Origin of the sequence: Aquimarina brevivitae (assembly GCF_004216895.1) — a bacterium.
Classification (GTDB): Bacteria; Bacteroidota; Bacteroidia; order Flavobacteriales; family Flavobacteriaceae; genus Aquimarina; species Aquimarina brevivitae.
Window position 1 is genome coordinate 40,395 of sequence record NZ_SGXE01000006.1, and the last position, 23,183, is coordinate 63,577.

Here is a 23,183-nt window from a genome sequence, read left to right on the forward strand (position 1 = left end):
AATTAAATTTAATAACAAATTACCGCCATCCTTTATAAATGCGTAATTTTGCATTTTCAGGTTTATTAGTAAAAACCTAGTAGTACACATAATTTTAATACTGAATTAATGAATAATATACCTAGTGTTGATCTTGCGGATTTTTTATCAGATGATCCTAATAGAAAACAAAAGTTTGTGAATGAAATCGGTAAGGCTTATGAAGATATTGGTTTTGTTGCACTCAAAAATCATTTCCTAGATGATCAGTTAGTAGATAATTTATATAAAGAGGTAAAAGCTTTTTTCGATCTTCCGGTAGCTGTGAAGAAGAAATATGAAATTGAAGGTCTCGGTGGACAGAGAGGATATACCGCATTTGGTAAAGAACACGCTAAGGGCAAAAAAGAAGGCGATTTAAAAGAGTTTTGGCACTTTGGTCAAGAACCTGATGCTGACGCTAACCTTTCTGAAGAATATCCTGAAAATGTACAGGTTGAAGAACTGGAGCATTTTAACAAAACGGGTATGCAGGCCTATAAAATGTTAGAAAAAACCGGAATCTATGTACTTAGAGCTTTGGCTTTGTATATTGGATTGGATGAGCATTATTTTGATCATTGGGCAAGCAACGGCAATAGTATTTTGAGACCGATACATTACCCACCTATACAAGAAGAACCAAAAGGAGCTGTTAGAGCCGGTGCTCACGGTGATATTAATTTAATTACCCTGCTAATGGGAGCCTCTACAGGTGGCTTGCAAGTACAGCGCAAAGATGGAGAATGGATTGATGCAATACCCCAAGAAGATGAGTTGGTCATAAACGTTGGTGATATGTTAGAGCGGCATACAAACAACAAACTAAGATCGACCATTCACCGTGTTATTAACCCTCCTAAAGAAGAATGGAGTAAACCAAGATATTCCATTCCATTTTTTATGCACCCAAGAAGTGACATGAAACTGAATTGTCTTGAAGAATGTATTACAGAAGACAATCCTAAACAATACGAAGATATTACAGCTGGTGAGTTTTTACATCAACGACTCGTTGAGATCGGCTTAATTAAAAGTAAATAAAATGGACTTAAAGGATCAACTAAAGAATTTATTTCCTGAGCACGAATTTAAAGAAGAAGAAAAGACACCTGATACTGATAAAATATGGATGCAAGACGATCCTATTTTATGCAAATATGAAAAGAGAAAAGGTAAACCTGTTACTATACTCGATGGCTATACAGGGGCAGATGGAGACTTCAAAAAACTAGCAAAAGAAATTAAAACAACATTAGGTGTTGGTGGTAGTTTTAAAAACGAAACCATAATTATTCAAGGAGACTACCGCCAAGAAATTATGGAAATTCTTAAAGACAAAGGGTTTAAGGTTAAAAGAGTAGGTGGATAAATAATAACGGTATCAAAACATTTTAATTGGGGCATCACACATTACATATTCTTAACGGGGATAGCCTAAAAGCTAATTTAGAAGCTTTTAATTTCGTAGAAGGTCAAACCAAGATTTGGAGAGAAATACTCTGTGAAGGGCCCACTCATACCGTATTAGAATCCGAAGCGTCTTTACAAAAGCGCGCAAATTTTTTACAGAGATACTACCGTATTTCTAAAGATGATTATCGTCAAAAATTTAGTAGCGAGTTACATTCCTATAAACCAAATAGCCAATATGATGAAATAATATTATGGTTTGAGTATGATCTGTTCTGCCATATTAATATGATTGCTGCTATTAGTTTTTTACTTAGAAATAACATCCAAGCGCCAAAATTTTCACTGGTTTGCTCCGGTAGAGTGAAGAATGAAGTTCTGGGTTTATCAGAACTAAATAAAACTCAACTCCGGCAACATTTTATAAATAGAACAGAACTCTCCACAGACGATTTAGAATTTGCAGATTATTTATGGACTATTTATTGCGAGAGTGATCCCCAGCGTTTTGTAGGGCAAATCAAAAAAAACACCTCTTTTGAATACATGAGTATTTGCCTCAGAGCACACTTACAACGTTTCCCCAATATGCTTACCGGTTTAAATGTGCTGGAACACAATATCCTTAAAATGATTCAGCAGCATCAAATACTCAATACAAAACAATTATTGGGCTATGCCCTGGAATATCAAGGCTATTATGGTTACGGGGATATGCAAATGAAAAGAGTTATTGCTCGACTTTTTCAATTTTTAAACCAAACCAAAGAACGTTTATTATTATCTGAACGAGGTAAGCTTGCAGTGGCAGAAAAAAAGAATTTTTATAACACCCAAAAGTTGGAATGGTACTATGGAGGGGTTAAAAAGTATGACTACTTATATGATTATGAAAGTCATAAATTATTAAAGTTATAGTATGAGAATAGCAGAATCTGAATTAATTCTGAATAAAGATGGCAGCATATATCATCTTAATCTTTTACCAGAACATATTGCAAACACTGTAATAACGGTTGGTGATCCAGATCGAGTAAGTCAAGTCACTTCGTATTTCGATGAAATAGAATTCACGATCCGAAAGCGAGAATTTTTTACACAAACAGGATATTATCAAGGTGAAAGATTGACCGTAATTTCTACAGGAATTGGAACGGATAATATAGATATTGTACTCAACGAATTAGATGCCTTGGTAAATATTGATTTTACCCAAAGAACGATCAAAAAAGAAGCAACTGCTCTCAATATCATCAGAATTGGAACTACAGGTGCTATTCAAAAACATATAGCAGTAGATAGTTTTATCGCTTCTGAAATAGGAATAGGGTTTGACAATTTGCTTCATTTTTATCAAAGCGATGACATACAGGATCTAAAGTTAGCTTCAGATTTGGGTAAATATCTAACATGGGACGCTGCAAAAGCACCTTATGCTGTACATTGGGATGAGAACTTAGGCGCTCACTTTGTGGATAAAAATGTTCACAAAGGAATTACGATGACTAACGCAGGTTTTTATGGTCCGCAAGGTAGAGTTTTGCGAGCACCACTTAAAGACACTAATTTAAATCATAAAATAGAAGCTTATTCGTACAAAGATAAGTTGATTACTAACTTAGAAATGGAAACTGCTGGCATCTATGGATTAGCCAAACTACTTGGTCATAAGGCAATTTCTATGAATGTAGTGTTAGCTAACCGACCATTGGGCAAATTTAGTACGGATCCTAAAGAAGCGGTAGATCGTCTCATCCGTTTTTGTCTCGAAAAAATTGCGAGTTATCCTCACTAGATTTAACGATAATTTAAACACCATCGATATTGCGATCATTTAATTTGTACTATGCGCAATAAACAGATCCCATTACTCAATAGAGATATCAATTGGCTCAGTTTTAACAAAAGAGTTCTTCAGGAGGCCGAAGACACTAAAAATCCTTTGTTTGAAAGACTTAGGTTCTTAGCAATATATTCTTCAAACCTAGATGAATTTTTTAGAGTGCGGGTGGCTAGGTTAAGACAGATAAAGTCTGTAGACAAGAAAATCCGAAAAAAACTAGCTTTAAAACCTTCTAAAGAAGTAAAAAAGATTGTCAAAATTGTAAAAAAACAACTTCACGAATTTGGTGTTATTTTCAATACCAAAATTATTCCCGAACTGGCATCAAACGGAATTTATATTCTTTCCGAAAAAAAGTTTACAGATCCCCAAAAAGCATTTGCTAAGGCGTATTTTAATGATAGTATTTTACCCTATCTGACAGTAAACATAATAGATTTAAGTCAAGAAGCAACACCTTTTTTACAAAACAATAAACTCTACTTTGTAGTAATTTTTGATCAAAACGATAAGGTAGGAATTGTAAACATACCGGTTGATCATTTGGGTCGGTTTATACAATTTCCGACACATCATGGCAAACATTATATTGCATTTATAGATGACCTTATCCAATATAACATCCAACAGGTATTCAATGACGTCGAAGTTAAAATGTGTTATCAAATAAAACTCTCCAGAGATGCACAACTCTACATTGAAGATGAATTTAAAGGAGAGCTGGCAGATCAAATTAAGGAATCCTTAAGCAAAAGGATCACCGGGCAGCCCACACGATTGTTGTATGATGCTAGCATGCCCGAAAATTTAGTTAAAAAAATAAGAAAGCTTTTTGGACTAGGTAAGATCGACATGGTTCCTGGAGGTCAATATCATAATTTTAGTGATTTTTTTTCATTTCCAGATCCTACTGATAACCAAACCCTTCATTTTTCTAAAGAGCAACCAATTATTCACAACAATTTTACGAAACCACAAGACCTATTTCAGCTCATTAGTAAAAGAGATCAACTCTTGCATTTTCCTTATATGTCCTTTGACCACGTACAGGATTTTATTGCATTGGCGGCTACGGATAGGCATACGACAGAAATCAAGATTTCTCTCTACCGTATCGCCGAAGAGTCCGCACTAACTTCTGCGCTATTAACAGCCTTAGCAAATGGTAAGAAAGTTACGGTATTTGTAGAAGTAAAAGCTCGCTTTGATGAAAAAAACAATCTAAAATGGGGAGAAATATTAGCTAACAAAGGCGCAGAAGTTCATTACAGTTATCCAAAAATAAAAGTACATTCCAAAATACTTCTTGTACATCGAATAGAAAATAATAAAGAAGTATCCTATGGGTATATAGGTACAGGAAATTTTAATGCTAAAACCGCAAAAATATATTGCGATCACGGATTATTTACTAAAGATGAAAGGGTCACCAAGGAACTTCAACTGGTATTTGACATTCTATCAGGATCCACAAATCAACCATCCTTAAAACATTTGACGGTTTCTCCCTATACCACGCGCTTGCAATTTAATACGTTAATTGACCGAGAAATAGAAAACGCTGGTAATGGACGCATAGCATTTATCAAAGCCAAATTAAATAGTTTAGAAGACCCGGAAATTATTAGTAAATTATATGAAGCTAGCAAGGCTGGCGTTACTATTAAGTTAGTCGTTAGAGGGTTTTGTTGTTTAGTACCTAATGATCCTATACATAGCAAGAATATTAAAGCAATAAGTATCGTTGACCGTTATCTAGAACACGGAAGAATCTATAGTTTTGCTAATGGTGGTAAAATTAAAACCTTTATTGGAAGTGCTGATTGGATGGTACGTAATTTGGACAAAAGAATTGAAGTGCTTACCCCTATCTATAATCAGGATTTAAAAGAAGAGCTCAATACTATCCTTGACCTACAGTTAGCAGATAATGTTAAGGCCAGGCTGCACGACGATATGGGATTAAATAGGTACGTTAGAAGGAAAAATGAGGACAAAAAAATAAGGTCCCAAAAAGAAATTAGAACCTTTTTAAAAACAACACATAAAGTGCATCAGCTACTAACCAAATAATACTTTAAGGCTTAAAAATAAATTGGTGATCAGTAGAATTGCAATAAAAACAACAATTCCATTCTCTAAGGTATTGTCTTTTAATTTTGCAACTTTTACTAATGCTTGTCTGTTCTTAAAAAAATTCTTTTTCATAGCAAAGATTGTGTTTAAATTGGGCTATATTATTTTTCAAATGTAGTTTCTTATTCAGAGAACTGTTCAAATATAATAAAAAAATTCATAACTCATCGTTAAAATTCATATTTTATCGATGAAATACACATCAAAAAGCAATTTTTTATGAAAAACATTAAAATCGGAGGAGTTCCAGAGCATTTCAATCTGCCTTGGCACAATGCAATCGAGGATAATTTGTTCAAAAAAAAGGATATCAACCTCATTTGGAGGGATATCCCTGAAGGTACCGGAGCCATGTGCCAGGCATTAAGAAATAAGGAATTGGACATGGCTATCATATTGACTGAGGGAATTGTAAAAGATATCACAGCTGGTAATCCTTCTAAAATTTTGCAAACCTATGTGACGTCCCCGTTAATTTGGGGAATACATGTAGCGGCAAAATCAACATATCAACACATAAAAGAGCTACAAGGAACTACCGCAGCCATCAGTCGTTACGGATCTGGGTCTCATCTTATGGCCTATGTCCAAGCAGAAAACGAAGGATGGGATACCAATGCTTTAGATTTTCAGGTAGTACACCATCTTCAAGGAGCAATCGATGCTTTAACAATTGGACAAGCTGATTATTTTATGTGGGAGCATTTTACCACAAAACCTTTGGTGGATAAAGGGGTATTTAGAAGGTTGGGCGACTGCCCTACTCCATGGCCTTGTTTTGTTATCGCTGCTCACCAAGAGTTTATTGCTAATAATATGAACCATATTAAAACTGTTCTATCTATTATTAATGAAATTACGGATACATTTAAAAGGATACCAGATATTGATAAAATCATAGCATCTAAATACGATCAAAAACTAATAGATGTCAAAGAATGGCTGAAAATAACAGAGTGGAGTCAATCTCAATTAGATGAACATACTTTAGAAGAGGTACAGCAAAAATTACTTGACTTAAATATCATCAATACCAAAGTAGATAAAAGTAGAATATTACTTTAAAAAAGTCAATTTAGGGGTAGGGTTCCAAGTATCAAAAGCGTTCTAGATATAGAAAGGCAGTTAAATCCTAAATAGAAGCTTAAAACTTGGAACAAATGAAGCTACATCTCTTGGTATATTTTACGGTAATTAGTACGTTTCAACTACTATATGGACAAAATTTACCGCCTAAAGAGGCATACCCATTAGAAGTAAGACAAATACATAGTGGTCACAGTTTAACGGATCCTTTGTTCCATCCCTGGCCAGGTCAATATCGTTTTTTGATCTATGATATTCTTGGGGGCAATTATGACAATGTAGGGACAGCTACCATACCAGGATCACCTATGTTTTGGAGATGGGATAATGAACACACCTTAAACCCTTCCGCAAGATATGATATCGCTGATTGGGAGTTGCTTGTCATTACCGAAGGGGTACCGCTACCCGTTGATAGCTCCAATCCACCACAAATCACCCCGGCAAAAGAATATCTATCCACCTATGTTAACAACGCCTGGGAAAATGGTAATGCAGGTAACGGGACACCAACCCTACTCTGGACTACCTGGACTAATATAGATGATCGAGATGGCCCTTTTAGAACAATGCTGGACGAATATGAGCTCCTTTGGGAAGAAATGATGGACCATGCTAATAACAATAGACCTGTCGGCGCCACGCCAGTTTACATTATACCAGGACATAGAATGATGGCACGTCTCTATGACGATGTACAAGCTGGTGTAGTACCAGGTATTACCACCTTTGATGAATTTTTTGAAGACACTATACACGTCAATGATCTAGGTGCTTATGCAGTCGCGATGATCCATTATGCGTGCATTTATAATGAAAGTCCTGTTGGTCTGCCTAATGACTTATTTCTTGAAAACGAAACGAATCGTGATGTACCTTCAGAAGCCTTAGCTAGATATCTACAAACCATGATCTGGGAAGTAGTTACTAATTATTCTAAAACCGGCATCACAGACGATACCCTTTCTGTAGAAGAGTTTGAACAAACAACTACTAGTAACTGCTTTTATCCAAATCCTGTTAACGACTTAATTACGCTATGCGAATACGAAAATGAAGACCTTGACCACCTAAAAATAGATATTTACACTCCATTAGGACACAAAGTGTATTCTGGAAATGAGGTAACCATTGATGTTAGTAATTTATCCGCTGGTTATTATTTTATCAAAAAAGGAAATAGCGTTTCTAAATTCATTAAACTTTAATGACTAATTTCTCTAAATTAATATGAGATCAGCAACAAAACCTAGTAAAGAATTAGAAATATAATTTGAAAGAGAATTAAATTTAACGATTGAATAAAAAGCTAAAGTATGTGGTAATACAGTAGTTATTAACAATTATTTTTTAATATCTTTGTTGCCATACCCCACATAAAAGAAAAGCTGTTAATAACGATCGCATTTTAAAAAACTGATGAAATAGCGAAAAAATTAAAACCTTAATCAATATGCTTACGTTTCTTTTAATACTTGGAGGTCTTATTGCATTTAATTTTATTTTACTAAAATTTAGTATGCAATCCGTAGATAGTAAAAATAGCAAAGCCAAAACCAGTAAAGTTAGTAAATCAGTAGTAGCAAAAAATAAATCTGCTAAAATTGCTGAAGCTGCTTAAGCACTTACCATTTTATACTATCTTTTCCCAGTTGGGTTAAATATGTATTAGCCCTACTAAAATGCCTATGTCCAAACCAATAGCCTCTATTAGCACTTAAGGGAGAGGGATGCCCACTCTCTAGCACTAAGTGCTTATTTCGGTCAATTTTTTTACCCTTCTTTTTTGCAAATCCTCCCCAAAGCATAAAAACCAATCCTTCTTTTTGCTCAGATAGTAAGGAAATAATAGTATCAGTAAACTGTTCCCAGCCTTGTTTTTGATGAGAACCAGCTTGATTAGCCTTAACCGTCAAGGTCGCATTAAGTAGTAAGACTCCCTGTTCTGCCCAACGTTGAAGGTTACCGGATTTAGAGATACTTTCATTTAAATCAGACTCAATTTCTTTAAAAATATTCTGCAAGGAAGGTGGTAGTGAAATACCCTCATTGACCGAAAAACACAAACCATTGGCCTGTCCCGGTCCGTGATACGGGTCTTGACCGATAATAACTACCTTAACATTATCAAAAGTGCAATAATCAAATGCAGCGAATATGTCTGACGCTTCTGGATAACATTGGTGAGTTTGATATTCATTCTCAACAAAAGCAACTAATTTTTTAAAATAAGGTTTAGTAAACTCATTTTCTAGATATGCTTTCCAGCTGGGGTCAATATTTACATCCATAGCGATATTAAAAAAGTAGGTAATTACGTATTTTTGTTTCCTTTTTAAATTAAAAGAGGAAATATAAATCAATAAAAGTCCAAAACAAAGAATGATCAAAATTTCTAAAAAAACTTTAGACGATCTCGAATTTAAAACCGTTTTAGCTCAAATTGCTGAATTTTGTAACACCGAACACGGTCAGACAGGAGCTTTGGAAATTAAACCATTCCGCAATGAGGACGAATTGATTACTGCGTTACACGAAGTAAACGAATATAAATCCTCTGATCTGCATGAAGCGAAAATACCGAATCACGGTTACGATAGCATTGATAAAGAAATTAAACTACTCCAAATAGAAAACACCTTCTTAGAAACCTCTGCCTTTAAAAAAATAAGCACCCTAAGCGCTACTTCAAATGAGCTCATCCGTTTTTTTAAAAAATATGAAGAGTTGTATCCAACATTAAACAACACAGCTTCTGAAGTAGAGCTAACTAATCATATCATACAGGCCATAGAAAGAATTATTGATAAGTTTGGCGAAGTAAAAAATGATGCCTCACCTCTCCTCCAAAAATTACGCAAAGAAATCAGCACAGTTCAAGGTAAATTAAATGGTAGCTTTGGTAAAGACTTGTCTCGCTATAATAGTTTTGGGTACTTAGATGAAATTAAAGAAAGTGTAGTCGATAACCGACGTGTGCTGGCAGTAAAAGCGATGTATCGTAAAAAAGTAAAGGGAGCAATCTTAGGTAATTCCAAAACCGGAAGTATTGTTTACATTGAGCCCGAAGCCACCGTGCAGTATAATCGCGAATTAAATAACCTGCAATATGACGAACGTGAAGAAGTTGTCAAGATTCTTAAACAACTAACCCTCAGTTTACAACCCTATACACCATTATTAAAGCAATACCAAGAATTTTTAAGTCATATTGACATCGTAGCAGCTAAGACAAAATATGCTAAACAACTAAACGCTGTCCTTCCTAAAATAACCCAAGAACGAGAACTTTATCTTAAAGACGCATACCATCCACTACTCTATATAACCAATTATAAAAAAGGCGAGAAAACTTATCCACAAAGTATTGAACTCACCCTAAATAATCGCATCATAGTAATTTCTGGACCGAATGCTGGGGGTAAAAGTATCACGCTAAAAACTGTAGGACTATTACAAGTAATGCTTCAAAGCGGAATGCTAATACCTGTACACGAGTATAGTAGGATGTGCCTGTTTGATGTAATACTCACAGATATCGGAGATAATCAATCGATCGAAAATCATTTGAGTACCTATAGTTATCGTTTAAAGAATATGAATTACTTTTTAAAAAAATGTAATGATAAAACCTTATTCCTTATTGATGAATTTGGAACCGGTAGTGACCCAGAACTTGGAGGTGCACTTGCTGAGGCCTTCTTAGAGGTGTTCTACGATAGAGAATCCTTTGGTATCATAACTACCCACTACGCCAACTTAAAAATGTTAGCTAACGAACTCCCCAATATGACCAATGCTAACATGCTTTTTGACTCCAGATCTTTAGAACCTCTTTTTAAGTTATTTCTTGGAGAAGCAGGAAGTTCATTCACCTTTGAGGTAGCGCAAAAAAACGGCATACCCTATAGCTTGATTAATAAAGCCAAGAAGAAAGTAGAACGCGGTAAAATACGTTTTGATAAAAGTATTGCTAACCTACAGAAAGAAAGATCTAAACTGCAAAAAACAACCTCGACACTAAAAACTAAAGAGCAAAAAGCAGAAGAACAAAAAGAAAAGCTCGAAAAAATAAACCAAAAAGTACAACACAAGTTGGAGAGCTATCAGGAACTATACGATAGTAACCAAAGAATGATTTACTTAGGTCAAAAGATCGATGAAATCAGTGAAAAATATTTCAATACTAAAAGAAAAAGGGAACTTATTGGAGAGTTTCTTAAAATAGTAGAAGTAGAAAACTCCAAGCGAGTTAAGCAAACCGCAAAACAGCAGAAAGCTAAAAAAGCAAAAGAAAAAAGAGTCGCTAAAGAAGTTGAAAAAAAGGTTGAAGTAATACGAGAGAAAAAGAAAGAAGAAAAGAAAGTAGCCCAAGAAATTGAAAAGAAAAAACCCAAAGTAACTCTAAAAACAGGAGACCGTGTACGTATGGAGGATGGCAAATCAGTCGGAACCATTGATAGTATTGAAAAAGGCAAGGCTATTGTTAACTATGGTATATTTACAACTAATGTTTCCTTAGATCAACTAGAATTGGTAGAAAGAAAAAAGTAAACCCTTTTTATGGCTGTTAAAGTATCCTTAAACAAAAAAGCGTGCTGTAATAACTTTTTATATTTGATGGAATTCCATTAAATAGTACAGTCTTTAATATGATGTATAGAATAGTATTGTTGGCTAGCTTTATGCTTTTTAACCTATCCGTAAAAGCCCAAAAGCCCAAAAAACCCAATTCCGCTGAGATTTATCAATCCATTAAAAAACTTAACTTTTTAGGTTCTGTATTGTACATCGCTGCACACCCAGACGATGAAAACACCAGACTTATTTCCTATATGGCCAATGAGGCAAAAGCCAGAACAGCGTACTTATCGCTAACTCGAGGCGATGGGGGCCAAAATTTGATTGGTCCGGAAATTAGAGAACTTCTGGGAGTAATTCGAACACAAGAATTGTTGGCGGCAAGAAAAATTGATGGCGGCAACCAATTATTTACCAGAGCCAATGATTTTGGGTATTCTAAGCATCCTGATGAAACCTTAGCCATATGGAATAAAGAAGAAGTATTAGCAGATGTAGTTTGGGCAATTAGACAATTCAGACCAGATGTAATTATCAATCGTTTTGATCACAGAACTCCTGGTTCTACACACGGTCACCATACCTCCTCTGCTATACTAAGCGTCGAAGCTTTTGATAAAGCCAACGATAAATCAGCATATCCATCACAATTAAAAGAGGTTGATCCTTGGCAGCCAAAACGGTTATTCTTTAATACCTCTTGGTGGTTTTATGGAGGCAGAGAAAACTTTGAAAAGGCTGACAAATCAAATTTATTAGCTTTTGACATTGGGACATACTATCCTACACTTGGACTTTCTAATACTGAAATTGCCTCGCTAAGTAGAAGTCAGCATAAATCCCAAGGATTTGGAAGCACAGGCTCTAGAGGTTCTTCTACCGAATATATTGAGCTGATCAAAGGAAACTTACCTAAAGATAAGTCTGATGTATTCGAAGGGGTAAATACTACTTGGAGTCGTGTTGAAGGAGGAGAAAAAATTGGTAAAATTCTAACGGAAGTACAACAAAACTATGACTTTAAAAATCCTTCTAAATCTATTCCGCAACTTATAGAAGCCTACAAGCTAATCAAATCGCTTAAAGACGAACACTGGAGAACGATAAAGCTTAATGAGATCCAAGATATTATTACAGCAGCAGCAGGATTATATCTTGAGGCGGTTTCCAGTTCACCCTTAGCTACAAAAGGAAGCGAAGTTGAAGTTACTTTTGAAGCCATAAACCGAAGTGATGCCGATATAACCTTACAATCTTTCACTATCGAAGGAATTGATATTACCTATTCTAAGGCTGAACCATTACAAAACAATCAAAAAATAAATCAAACCCTAAAAGGGAAGGTAGCGGCAACTATTCCTTACACTAATGCTTATTGGCTCAAAGAAAAAGGAAGTTTAGGGATGTATAAAGTTGCAGACCCAAACCTGATTGGTAAACCGGAAACGGAACACCAGGTAAAAGCTAATTTTACGGTTAATATTGCAGGTACACCTATCACTTTCTCTAAAGATGTGGTGTACAAAACCACCGATCCGGTAAAGGGAGAAGTCTATCGCCCACTTGAAATTATACCTCAAGTAGCGGTAGGCATAAAGGACAAGGTAATTATTTATGCCAATGGAGCATATAAAACCATTCCAGTGACCGTTAAGGCTGGTAAAGATAATGTTGAAGGCACCTTAAAACTTAACATACCACAAGGATGGCAAGTAAGTCCTCAATCTGTAGCTTTTGAATTGGCTCAAAAGGGAGAAGAAAAGACAATTAATTTTACGCTCTATGCACCAAAGCAACAAAGTGAAGGCTACATTAAGCCAGTGGCCATGGTAAATAATAAGGAATTCAGTGATGAAATGATCACCATCGATTATGATCATATTCCATTTCAAACGGTATTTCTCCCTGCAGAAAGTAAAGTAGTTAAACTAGATATTACCAAAAAAGGAGAAAACATCGGATATATTGCCGGAGCTGGTGATGTGGTACCGGAAAGCTTAGCACAAATAGGATATCAGGTAACATTGATTGACCCCGAAACTATTTCGGAAAAAAACTTACAAAATTTTGATGCAGTTGTTATGGGGATACGAGCCTATAATACGGTGGATGCATTAAAATTCAAACAGCCAATTTTACTTTCGTATGTGAAAAATGGTGGGAATCTCATTGTACAGTATAATACCAATCGCAGATTAAAAGTGGATACCTTAGGGCCTTATCCCCTAACCTTATCAAGAGATCGTGTTACCGATGAAAATGCAGCAATTACATTTTTGGTACCAGATCATCCTGTACTCAATACACCTAATAAATTATCACAAGCTGATTTTGAAGGATGGGTACAAGAGCGAGGTTTGTATTTTCCTGGAGAGTGGTCTGATGACTATCAAGCCATACTGACCGCTAATGATAAAGGAGAAACACCAAAGAATGGAGCTTTGTTAGTAGCTAAATACGGTGAAGGGTATTACGTTTATACAGGACTTAGCTTTTTTAGAGAGTTTCCTGCTGGGGTTTCCGGAGCCTATCGCCTATTTGCTAATTTACTATCCTTAGGAAAATAAACCATGGAACAACCTGAAAAATACGAATGGAAAAAACTATATACACTGGTTTTGGTTGCTAACGCAATCTATATTCTACTGTTTTACTTTATTTCTAACATGTTTTCTTAACACCTAACACTCTAATCCTTTTTTAATATGCAACCCATAGATTGGATCGTTTTATTTAGCACCCTATTATTTATTGTATTATACGGTGCCTGGAAAACAAAAGGAAGTAAAAATGTACAAGAATACATAAAGGGAGGTAGTGAAGCGCAATGGTGGACCATTGGATTATCCGTTATGGCTACTCAGGCCAGTGCGATAACCTTTTTATCTACACCCGGACAAGCCTTTCATAGTGGTATGGGTTTCGTACAATTTTATTTTGGATTGCCTATAGCTATGGTTATCATTTGCTTAGTGTTCATTCCGATTTACCATAGATTAAAAGTATATACCGCATACGAATTCTTAGAAAGTCGCTTTGATTTAAAAACAAGAACGCTGACTGCTCTACTTTTTTTAGTACAGCGCGGATTAGCGGCAGGGATAACCATATTTGCACCAGCCATTATATTATCTGCTGTTTTGGGTTGGGACCTAAATACCTTAAACATTATAATTGGAGTATTGGTCATTATTTACACCGTTACCGGTGGTACCAAAGCGGTTAGTGTAACACAAAAACAACAAATGGCGATTATCTTTACAGGGATGTTTATCGCATTTTTCCTAATTGTCAGTTACCTTCCTGACGATATCACTTTTTCAAAAGCATTAGCTATTGCTGGCGCTAGTGGTAAAATGGAAATCCTTGATTTCTCATTTGATTTTAATAATAGATATACTTTTTGGAGTGGCATTATAGGCGGTACATTTTTAGCCTTATCCTATTTTGGAACCGATCAAAGTCAGGTACAACGATACTTATCTGGAAGATCGGTAAAAGAAAGCCAGTTAGGGTTAATCTTCAATGGCTTGCTTAAGGTACCTATGCAATTTTTTATATTGCTTACTGGGGTAATGGTATTTGTGTTCTATCAATTTAACAACACACCACTTAACTTTAATCCAGCAGCGCAATTAGCGGTTGAAAATTCACAATATGCTGATGAGTATGCCACCTTGGACGAAGAACTTAAAAGTGTTCAAAACAAAAAGAAGGACTTTATTTTAGCGCAATCTGATATCATCAATATCGAAGCAAATAATCCAGCAATTGGCAATACGATAAAAGAACTGAATACGCAAGAGGTAGCATTGAGAGAAAAAGCGAAAACTCTTATCGAAAAAGCTGACGAGACTATCGAAACCAATGATAAAGATTATGTTTTTATTCATTTTATATTAGATAAGTTACCCAAGGGATTAATCGGTTTACTACTTGCAGTAATCTTAAGTGCTGCCATGTCCTCAACAGCTTCAGAATTGAATGCCCTTGCTTCTACGACAGCCATGGATCTTTATAAAAGAAATGTAAGTGTTCCAAAAACAGATAGCCATTTTGTAAATGTCTCTAAAGGATTTACGTTCTTATGGGGTGTCATCGCCATCCTAGTAGCTTGTATTGCTGATCTTTTTGACAACCTTATTCAACTAGTAAACATTATTGGTTCCATCTTTTATGGCAATGTACTAGGAATTTTTCTATTGGCCTTTTTTATAAAGTATGTAAAAAGTAATGCCACCTTTATAGCAGCGATCATTACTCAAATCATTGTTATCATCGGATGGTGGTACGATTGGATGCCTTATTTATGGTTAAATTTGTTTGGTTGTGCATTAGTAATGATGTTGGCAATACTGCTACAGGCTTTTAGCAAGAAAAATTAGGCATTTATTTTTGATGATGTAACTCTGCATTATCAAAATAGGCTGATGAACTATCAATAAAATTATTGTATAGTTGAATAATATCATTAGTGGTTTTCGTCATTTCAGCTTTGGAAACGGTATCCATATGTATGAGATCTCTGGCTTTGCCAATGGATCGACTTAATTTTTCACGAAAATTTTCCAACTCTGCATATTGTTTATACATGGATTGCGTACACGGCTCGTAGTGATAGTTTCTAAGTTTTTTTACGATAAGTTGAATTTCCTCTTCTATCCTATTTAAACGTAAATTGCATAATGGTGTGTTGGTTTGCATTTTTAAGGTTAATGTTTTCATATCAGTTAAGTTTTTAGTGAAGTCTTTTAAAGTTAAAAAAACTAATAACCAACTGCAATTCAATACCTTACTTTTAATAAAAAAATAAAATAAATATAATACTAGTTTAAAAAATCTGAAATTCTTAAAATAAGTATTAAATAATTGTCGATTTGAAAAAATACAATCTGAATATCATTCTCAAATCAACATAAAAACATCAACTATACCATTGAAAAACAGTAAAATAATTAATTGGGGGATCTTAGGTTGTGGTAAAATAGCACATAAATTTGCAGCTGATCTTAAACACGTACCTAACACAACCTTGCACGCCGTAGCCAGTAGAACTACTGAAAACGCTAGTCAATTTGCAAAAACATACAGCGCCACAACATATTATAATGACTACCAAGACTTAGCAGCTGACCCTAAAATAGACGTGATTTATATCGCAACGCCACACGTTTTCCATAAAGAACATGCCTTGCTATGTCTAAAGCATAAAAAAGCTGTTTTGTGCGAAAAACCATTCGCAATGCATACGGAACAGGTAAAAGAAATGATCTCTACCGCCTCAGAAAATCAGGTGTTTTTAATGGAGGCGCTTTGGACTTATTTCTTACCACATTACCAATATGTACTGCAACTTGTAAAAGATAAAACCCTGGGCGAAGTAAAAAGCCTAACTGCTGACTTTGGATTTAAAGCGACTTTTGATCCTAATGGAAGATTGTTTAATAAAGCATTAGGTGGAGGAAGCATTTTAGATGTTGGTATATATCCCATATTTGCTGCATTAACACTCCTAGGTGCTCCTGATCATATTAAGGCAAATGCTGTTTTTGGACCTACCGGTGTAGATGAAGAATGTACTATGCTATTTACCTATGCCTCCAATCAAAAAGCTTCGCTATATGCTTCAATTACGAAACAAACTACCACTGAAGCTATTATAGCATTCGAAAAAGGAAAAATTATAATTAATAGTCGTTTTCACGAACCAACCGATGTATCCATTATAACTGAAAACAATACCATCACTAAAACATTTGACTACACTACTAATGGATACAATTATGAAGCTCAACACGTTTCTGAAATGCTTCGCAAAGGAGGTATGGAAAGCAACATAATGACCTTTGAAAGAAGCCTGGAATTAATTAGCATACTTGACGAGGTACGCCAGTGTATTGATTTGAACTATACGTCAAAAGCCTAAAAAGGGTTAGCAGTACGCAAGATGAACTCAAACCCAAAACAAGAACTATGTGTTACAAAAACTCATAAAAAAAGCGCTCTTAACGAGCGCTTTTAATATTTTGTACTAGTGAAAAGCGTTTATTTTGCTCCCCACTCAGCAAGTGAATCTTTATTCATCTTTACGTAGTCTGCATTTCCAGCCTTTTCCGCCAGGGCTAAAGAGGTTTTAGCCGCCTTAATAGCCTCATCTTTATTGCCTTTTGCAGCATAAATTAAAGATTGTTGTCTGTGGTACCAAAAAGCAGGATTCTTTCTTAATGCAATTGCTTTTTCAATATGCTCTTTTGCCTTATCATACTCTCCAACTTCTTTATAGAATACTGCAGCCTGATAGTGATCTCCATCAGAAGGACCTGCCATTACTACCTCAATGCTCTTCATGGCCTTTTCTTTAGAAGGCACTTCTATTTTTACGGGCACCTCTATGTTAGACCAAACCAAATACATCATTGCTGAGTCCATAGTGAAATCATTGAACATAATAGTGAACGTTTCTACCTCCATAGGCAGTTGATTTGGCTTTGCAGATATCTTAGCAGCTACTTTGCTTTCCTCCCATTTTTGAGGTGTTCCCCAATTGTTGGTATCGGTATAAAACATAATTTCCCAACTGTCTTTACCCGGTTTAGTAAAGATCGCATAACTTCCTTTTTTCAATTCTTTACCACCTACTTTGACATCATCGCCAAATGTAATTTGAGTATTTTTGTTTGCTCCTGTTCTCCATACTTTATCATACGGCACCAAATTTCCGTAGATAGTTCTTCCTTTTTTACTTGGGCGAGAATACTCTACAGTTACCTCTGTTAAACCAATAGTTTGATCAATCTTAGCACTAGGACTTGGTTGTGGAACAGTCACTTGTGCTACGGTTACCATAGTACCTAATACCATGGTAAAAAATAAACCTATCTTTTTCATTGTAGTGAATTTGGATTATGAATTTTAGAATAATGTGTAACGAAAATAAGGAATAGGGTTACATTAAGAGTTAACAAAAACTTAAAAATAGGTTTGATATCTTTGCTGCCAGAACATAATGCAATGAGAAGGTATATTTCGGAATTTATTGGAACGTTTAGCTTAGTATTTTGTGGAACGGGCGCAATGGTAATTAATGATTTTAGTGAAGGTACAATAACCCATGTAGGTGTTGCCATAACCTGGGGGCTTATTGTCATGGCAATGATCTATGCTTTTGGTGAAATATCTGGGGCACATTTTAATCCAGCGGTAACCATAGCTTTTGCTTACGCCAAAAAATTTCCCTGGCAGGATGTTCCTAAATATGTGCTTGCACAATCAGGCGGTGCAATAGCAGCAAGTGCTATAGTACTATTTTTATTCCCAACAAACGAAACATTAGGAGGTACCATTCCTTCCATCCCCCCATTAAAGGCCTTTGTTTTGGAACTACTGCTTACCTATTTTTTAATGGTGGTGATTATCAACGTGTCCACCGGCTCAAAAGAAATAGGTACTATGGCAGGTATTGCTATCGGTGGAGTCGTATTGTTAGAGGCTATGTTTGCCGGTCCGGTTACCAAAGCTTCTATGAACCCTGCAAGATCATTAGGCCCAGCATTAGTTTCTGGTAATTGGGAACATCAATGGCTATACTTTATTGCACCTATATTAGGAGCACTCTTGGCGGTTCTAAGCTGTAAATTGGTTAAGGCAGATAATTGCTGTACAGATTGTTAAATTTTGAAAATCTTGTACTTAAAAATTAATTTTTAGATTTCTTTAACATATATTTGTATAGACCTGCTTAAAACCCAACCCTATGAAAACATTTTCTAATGATTTCTGTGAATTAGCTATGCACACCAATTATGTAATTGTTGTGATCCAGGAAGGTGTTGATCTAGACCTATCTAAAGCACTGATTATAAAAGAAATACTAGAGCAAAATTATCAAGACAGAGAATTTTTGATGATCAGTTATAGAAAAAACAGACATAAGATAGATGCTCAGGTATATAAAAAGGGCCTTTTAGAAAATATGAAAGGGTTAGCGGTAGTTTCTCCCTTTGAAGAAGAAAAAACTGTGGCTAGTCAGGAGCAAAAGCTCTACGATAAGTCTTTTGTATTCTTTGACTCTTTAGATGATGCCGAATCCTGGGCAAACCACTACTTTTAATCAAAATTTTATTTTTTGTTTAACAAAACATATTAAATAGTTAAACAAATCAATTGTATTTTTACTTCAATTAGAATTTTAGCTTCGCCTTGGTGAGCTAAGTAATGAAGTAAAAAGCATATGAAAATATACCAATTACAAGCCAAACAAAAATTACCTATAACCCTAGAAGAGGCTTGGAATTTTTTGTCTGATCCCAAAAATCTCAAAACCATCACTCCAGATTATATGGGATTCCAAATTCTATCTGGAGCCGATCGTCCCATGTTCCCTGGACAACTAATACAATATATTGTTACTCCGATTGCCGGTATCAAAAACAAATGGGTAACCGAAATTACACACGTCAAAGACAAAGAGTATTTTGTTGACGAACAACGGTTCGGTCCATATGCACTTTGGCATCATAAACACTTCATCAAAGAAATACCGGGAGGTGTAGAAATGGAAGATATCATTGACTACAAAATTCCTTTTGGAATAATTGGGCAATTGGCACACCCCATTTTGGTAAAGCCAAAACTCAATGAAATATTTGAGTATCGCAAAAAAGCACTTATCCAAATGTTTGGAGAGTATCAAGAACCAAAACAACAAAACATCAATTTAAAACAGGATATACTTAATTAATTTTTACAACGTGAAAAAAAATATATTATTAATAGGCGGAAGCCACGGAATTGGATTTGAAATAGCGATGAAACTATATAAAGAACATAATATTTATATCGCTTCACGAACTTCTGAAAACTTAGGAAACATAGATGTAACGCATATTAATTATGATGCATCAACAGATGAGATTGACACTACAGATCTTCCAGATACAATAGATGGCTTTGTCTACTGTCCGGGGAGTATTAATCTTAAACCCTTTAAAATGTTAAGCCCAAAAGCATTTGAGGAGGATATGAATATCAATTTTATGTTTTTAATTAAAATTGTGCACGATCTACTACCTAAGCTCAAAAATTCAAAACAAGCTAGTTTAGTATTCTTTAGTACCGTTGCCGTTAAGGTAGGGATGCCTTTTCATACCAGTATAGCTGCGGCTAAAGGTGCGATTGAAGGATTTGCTAAAGCACTAGCTGCAGAATACGCTCCACAATTTAGAGTTAATGTAATTGCTCCATCTTTAACAGACACCCCGCTTGCAGAGCGATTATTGGGTAACGATAAGAAAAAAGAAAAAATGGACGAAAGACACCCACTCAAAAGAGTTGGAGAAGCAGAAGATATTGCCAATGTTGCCAAATTTTTACTAAGCGATGAAAGCAGCTGGATTACGGGTCAAATTCTTGGTGTTGATGGAGGTATGTCGACCTTAAACATCAACTAAAAATTATTGAATAATCTAAAGAAAGGTTTAATTTTTATATGGCACAAGCAGTTTCTATTTTTTGGTTTAGAAGAGACCTCAGATTAGACGATAATATTGGTTTTTTAGCAGCATTAAAAGGTGATAATCCTGTAATGCCCATATTCATTTTTGATAAAAACATTCTAGATGAATTACCCGAAGATGATGCAAGGGTAAGTTTTATCTATCAAAATGTGCAACGCATGAGAAGCACTTTACAGGATGAACACCACAGTTCTGTTGCAGTGTACTACGGTGAACCAATGGCCATATTTAAAAATCTAATTAAGGAGCATACCATAAAAAAGGTGTTTACCAATAGAGATTATGAGCCTTATGCCAAAGACCGAGATGGGGAAATTCAAGGACTCTTAAAAGAAAATGACATTGAATTTCTCACCTATAAAGATCAGGTTATTTTTGAAAAGGATGAAGTGGTTAAAAATGATGGAGATCCCTATGTGGTATATACCCCCTACAAGAACAAATGGATGGAGCATTTTGACGAATCTAAACTAACCATACATTACACCTCTCAATATCTGGATAACCTGTTGCAAAACACCCGATTACCGAATTTGAGCTTAAGTGATATGGGGTTTAAGAAGTCAAGTATTGAGGTCCCCGATTATACGGTAACCCCCACACTGATACAAAACTACGAAGATACGCGCAACTATCCCGCTAAAGAAGGCACCTCTCGTTTAGGTCCGCATCTCCGCTTCGGTACCGTAAGCGTTCGAAAAATGGTTAAAAAGGCTATTGCAGAAAAAAATGAAACCTTCTGGTCAGAATTGATCTGGCGAGAATTTTTTATGCAAATCCTATATCACTATCCCAAAACCATAGACAATGCTTTCAGAGCCAAGTATGACAATATCAAATGGCGCAACAGTGAAGAAGAATTCGAAAAGTGGAAAAACGGTACCACAGGATATCCTCTGGTAGATGCCGGGATGCGACAACTTAACAAAACTGGTTACATGCATAACAGAGTCCGTATGCTTGTGGCTAGTTTTTTATGTAAGCACTTGCTTATTGACTGGCGATGGGGTGAGGCTTACTTTGCCCAAAAGCTTTTAGATTATGAAATGGCTAGCAATGTCGGTAATTGGCAATGGGCAGCAGGTAGCGGTGTAGATGCTGCACCCTACTTCAGAATCTTTAATCCCACCACACAAATCGATAAGTTTGACAAAAACAAGGCATATATCAAGGAATGGGTTGAAGAATTTGGGACCGATGAATATCCTGATAAAATGGTGGATCATAAAGAAGCAAGAGAACGTTGCCTAGAAACCTACAAAGAAGCAGTTTCTTGAGGTAAAAAAAATATCTTTTTTGTATTTTTATAAGTAACAACTTTTAAAAAAACCAAAAATGGATACTCAACAAACTGCAAATCGATTGGTAGAACTTTGCCGTCTTGGCGAAAACATGCAAGCTATTCAAGAACTCTATGCTGACCATATTGTAAGTAAAGAAATTCCCGGAACACCAAATGAAGTTATTACCGGTAAAGATGAAGTCATTAAAAAGAGCGAAAATTGGTTCAAAGAGGTAGAAGAATTTCATAGCAGCCATATATCAGATCCAGTAGTAGCTAACAATTACTTTTCCTGTAAAATGAAAATGGATTGCACTTTTAAAAAAGAAGGAAGGATGCAAATTGAAGAGCTTGCCGTTTACAAAGTAGACAATGGAAAAATCGTAGAAGAACAGTTTTTTTACAACATGCCAAACTAAATAAATCGTAAAATATGCTCAAGCGCAGGATTACGATTGTCTTTTTTCCAAATAGCAGATAAAATTGCACGCTGTGGAATATTTGGCACCTCTAAGAATTTGACACCTAGATTAAATCCATGTTGTAATGAGGTTGGTACTATCGCCACTCCTAAACCACTTTCTACTAGTTTAAATATGGTCTGGGCATGCACTGATTTATGGGTAACCCTAGGAGTAAATCCTTTGTCTTCACAAATGCTCATGATTTTATCGTAGTATAAAGAGCTATAGTCTGAAGAAAAGAGTATAAAATTCTCTTTTGCTACTTGCTCAATACTTTTAAAATTTTCTTGATTCAAATGATGATCAATCGGTAGCGCAATAGAAAACGTATCCGTAAATACAGATTTCATTTCCATACCATCTGGCACTCTGGCTAATCGCACAAAGCCCAGATCCAATTGATCCTTTTGTATGGCTTCAACCTGCAAATTGTTAGAAAGCTCTTCTAAACTAAACTGAATACTTGGATACTCTTTGTCCACTTTGATCAATAAGGTTGGAATAACCGATTGCATGGCCGAACCCAAAAAACCCACTCTAATCTCCCCTTCTCCACCAGCATCCAGTAATTTGGTTTGCTTTAGTGTAAAATCTATATGATTCATTACAAACTCTAATTCCTTTTTTAGATAGGCTCCCGCGGTGGTCAGTGCCACATTTCTTTTATTCCGAATAAAAAGTGAGGCCCCAATGATCTCTTCCATTTGCCGTATTTGTCTACTCAATCCCGGTTGAGAAATGTAAAGTCGTTCTGCAGCCTTTCTAAAATGTAGTTCTTCGGCAACAGCCAAAAAATAAGTAAAATGACGTAATTCTAACTGATAACCCATAGTTATTAATAATTG

Annotated in this window: 23 protein-coding genes; 18 read left to right on the top strand and 5 right to left on the bottom strand. The window is 35.5% G+C overall.

The window, feature by feature from the left end:
- The first annotated feature begins 108 nt into the window (after positions 1-108).
- From EV197_RS15410 to ppk1, 5 genes are read left to right on the top strand one after another with little or no spacing between them, the layout of a single operon-like run.
- Entirely contained in the window at positions 109-1,062 is a 954-nt protein-coding gene (locus tag EV197_RS15410; protein ID WP_130287699.1) for an isopenicillin N synthase family dioxygenase, read from the top strand.
- A gap of 1 nt (position 1,063) precedes the next feature.
- Entirely contained in the window at positions 1,064-1,390 is a 327-nt protein-coding gene (locus tag EV197_RS15415) for a translation initiation factor (protein ID WP_130287700.1), read from the top strand.
- Between the two features lie 26 nt (positions 1,391-1,416).
- Positions 1,417-2,349 (top strand): DUF1835 domain-containing protein, encoded by a 933-nt coding sequence (locus EV197_RS15420; protein ID WP_130287701.1) that lies wholly within the window; start codon positions 1,417-1,419, stop codon positions 2,347-2,349.
- Between the two features lies 1 nt (position 2,350).
- Entirely contained in the window at positions 2,351-3,226 is an 876-nt protein-coding gene (locus EV197_RS15425; RefSeq protein ID WP_130287702.1) for a nucleoside phosphorylase, read from the top strand.
- A gap of 51 nt (positions 3,227-3,277) precedes the next feature.
- Positions 3,278-5,347, top strand: a complete 2,070-nt coding sequence (gene ppk1, locus EV197_RS15430) for a polyphosphate kinase 1 (RefSeq protein WP_130287703.1) — start codon at positions 3,278-3,280, stop codon at positions 5,345-5,347.
- Here ppk1 and EV197_RS17120 read toward each other — a convergent pair.
- A complete protein-coding gene (locus EV197_RS17120) occupies positions 5,336-5,482 on the bottom strand; it encodes a hypothetical protein (protein ID WP_165389070.1) in 147 nt (48 codons plus the stop codon). The two genes, ppk1 and EV197_RS17120, sit on opposite strands and share 12 nt — an antisense overlap.
- A gap of 147 nt (positions 5,483-5,629) precedes the next feature.
- Here EV197_RS17120 and EV197_RS15435 point away from each other — a divergent pair, with 147 nt between their 5' ends.
- From EV197_RS15435 to EV197_RS17125, 3 genes are all read left to right on the top strand, one after another.
- A complete protein-coding gene (locus EV197_RS15435; RefSeq protein ID WP_130287704.1) occupies positions 5,630-6,475 on the top strand; it encodes a substrate-binding domain-containing protein in 846 nt (281 codons plus the stop codon).
- A gap of 95 nt (positions 6,476-6,570) precedes the next feature.
- Complete coding sequence (locus EV197_RS15440; RefSeq protein ID WP_130287705.1) at positions 6,571-7,704, top strand: T9SS type A sorting domain-containing protein; 1,134 nt, start codon at positions 6,571-6,573, stop codon at positions 7,702-7,704.
- Positions 7,705-7,949: 245 nt separating this feature from the next.
- Positions 7,950-8,117, top strand: coding sequence for a hypothetical protein (locus EV197_RS17125; protein WP_165389071.1), 168 nt, complete (start codon positions 7,950-7,952; stop codon positions 8,115-8,117).
- A gap of 4 nt (positions 8,118-8,121) precedes the next feature.
- Here EV197_RS17125 and EV197_RS15445 read toward each other — a convergent pair whose 3' ends face one another.
- On the bottom strand, positions 8,122-8,787 hold the full coding sequence (locus EV197_RS15445) for a uracil-DNA glycosylase (RefSeq protein ID WP_130287706.1): 666 nt from the start codon (positions 8,785-8,787) through the stop codon (positions 8,122-8,124).
- Positions 8,788-8,878: 91 nt separating this feature from the next.
- Between EV197_RS15445 and EV197_RS15450 the strand changes: the two genes are divergently transcribed.
- The 3 genes from EV197_RS15450 to EV197_RS15460 all read left to right on the top strand — a co-directional run bounded on the left by EV197_RS15450 (position 8,879) and on the right by EV197_RS15460 (position 15,462).
- On the top strand, positions 8,879-11,050 hold the full coding sequence (locus EV197_RS15450) for an endonuclease MutS2 (RefSeq protein ID WP_130287707.1): 2,172 nt from the start codon (positions 8,879-8,881) through the stop codon (positions 11,048-11,050).
- A 101-nt stretch (positions 11,051-11,151) separates the two neighbouring features.
- Positions 11,152-13,644, top strand: a complete 2,493-nt coding sequence (locus EV197_RS15455; RefSeq protein WP_130287806.1) for a PIG-L family deacetylase — start codon at positions 11,152-11,154, stop codon at positions 13,642-13,644.
- Positions 13,645-13,782: 138 nt separating this feature from the next.
- On the top strand, positions 13,783-15,462 hold the full coding sequence (locus EV197_RS15460; protein ID WP_130287708.1) for a sodium:solute symporter family protein: 1,680 nt from the start codon (positions 13,783-13,785) through the stop codon (positions 15,460-15,462).
- A gap of 4 nt (positions 15,463-15,466) precedes the next feature.
- On the opposite strand, the gene EV197_RS15465 is transcribed toward EV197_RS15460, so the two are convergent.
- The gene (locus EV197_RS15465) at positions 15,467-15,802 is read right to left on the bottom strand and encodes a hypothetical protein (RefSeq protein ID WP_130287709.1); all 336 of its coding nucleotides are present in this window, start codon (positions 15,800-15,802) and stop codon (positions 15,467-15,469) included.
- A 211-nt stretch (positions 15,803-16,013) separates the two neighbouring features.
- On the opposite strand from EV197_RS15465, the gene EV197_RS15470 reads away from it, so the two are divergent.
- Positions 16,014-17,003: a Gfo/Idh/MocA family protein gene (locus EV197_RS15470; protein ID WP_130287710.1), complete on the top strand. Its 990-nt coding sequence runs from the start codon at positions 16,014-16,016 to the stop codon at positions 17,001-17,003.
- Between the two features lie 119 nt (positions 17,004-17,122).
- Here the strand turns inward: EV197_RS15470 and EV197_RS15475 are convergent, their stop codons facing one another.
- Positions 17,123-17,965, bottom strand: coding sequence for a DUF2911 domain-containing protein (locus tag EV197_RS15475; RefSeq protein ID WP_130287711.1), 843 nt, complete (start codon positions 17,963-17,965; stop codon positions 17,123-17,125).
- Positions 17,966-18,088: 123 nt separating this feature from the next.
- On the opposite strand from EV197_RS15475, the gene EV197_RS15480 reads away from it, so the two are divergent.
- The 6 genes from EV197_RS15480 (at position 18,089) to EV197_RS15505 (ending at position 22,293) form a co-directional block, all read left to right on the top strand.
- Positions 18,089-18,748 carry an MIP/aquaporin family protein gene (locus EV197_RS15480; RefSeq protein WP_130287712.1) on the top strand — a complete coding sequence of 220 codons (660 nt, stop codon included), beginning with the start codon at positions 18,089-18,091 and terminating at the stop codon, positions 18,746-18,748.
- Between the two features lie 82 nt (positions 18,749-18,830).
- Entirely contained in the window at positions 18,831-19,187 is a 357-nt protein-coding gene (locus tag EV197_RS15485) for a hypothetical protein (RefSeq protein ID WP_130287713.1), read from the top strand.
- A gap of 120 nt (positions 19,188-19,307) precedes the next feature.
- A complete protein-coding gene (locus tag EV197_RS15490; RefSeq protein WP_130287714.1) occupies positions 19,308-19,817 on the top strand; it encodes an SRPBCC family protein in 510 nt (169 codons plus the stop codon).
- 10 nt (positions 19,818-19,827) lie between these two features.
- Complete coding sequence (locus EV197_RS15495; protein ID WP_130287715.1) at positions 19,828-20,526, top strand: SDR family NAD(P)-dependent oxidoreductase; 699 nt, start codon at positions 19,828-19,830, stop codon at positions 20,524-20,526.
- Positions 20,527-20,564: 38 nt separating this feature from the next.
- Positions 20,565-21,869: a cryptochrome/photolyase family protein gene (locus tag EV197_RS15500; protein WP_130287716.1), complete on the top strand. Its 1,305-nt coding sequence runs from the start codon at positions 20,565-20,567 to the stop codon at positions 21,867-21,869.
- A 58-nt stretch (positions 21,870-21,927) separates the two neighbouring features.
- Positions 21,928-22,293: a SnoaL-like domain-containing protein gene (locus tag EV197_RS15505; RefSeq protein ID WP_130287717.1), complete on the top strand. Its 366-nt coding sequence runs from the start codon at positions 21,928-21,930 to the stop codon at positions 22,291-22,293.
- On the opposite strand, the gene EV197_RS15510 is transcribed toward EV197_RS15505, so the two are convergent.
- A complete protein-coding gene (locus EV197_RS15510) occupies positions 22,290-23,168 on the bottom strand; it encodes a LysR family transcriptional regulator (protein WP_130287718.1) in 879 nt (292 codons plus the stop codon). The genes EV197_RS15505 and EV197_RS15510 overlap by 4 nt on opposite strands.
- Between the last annotated feature and the right edge of the window lie 15 nt (positions 23,169-23,183).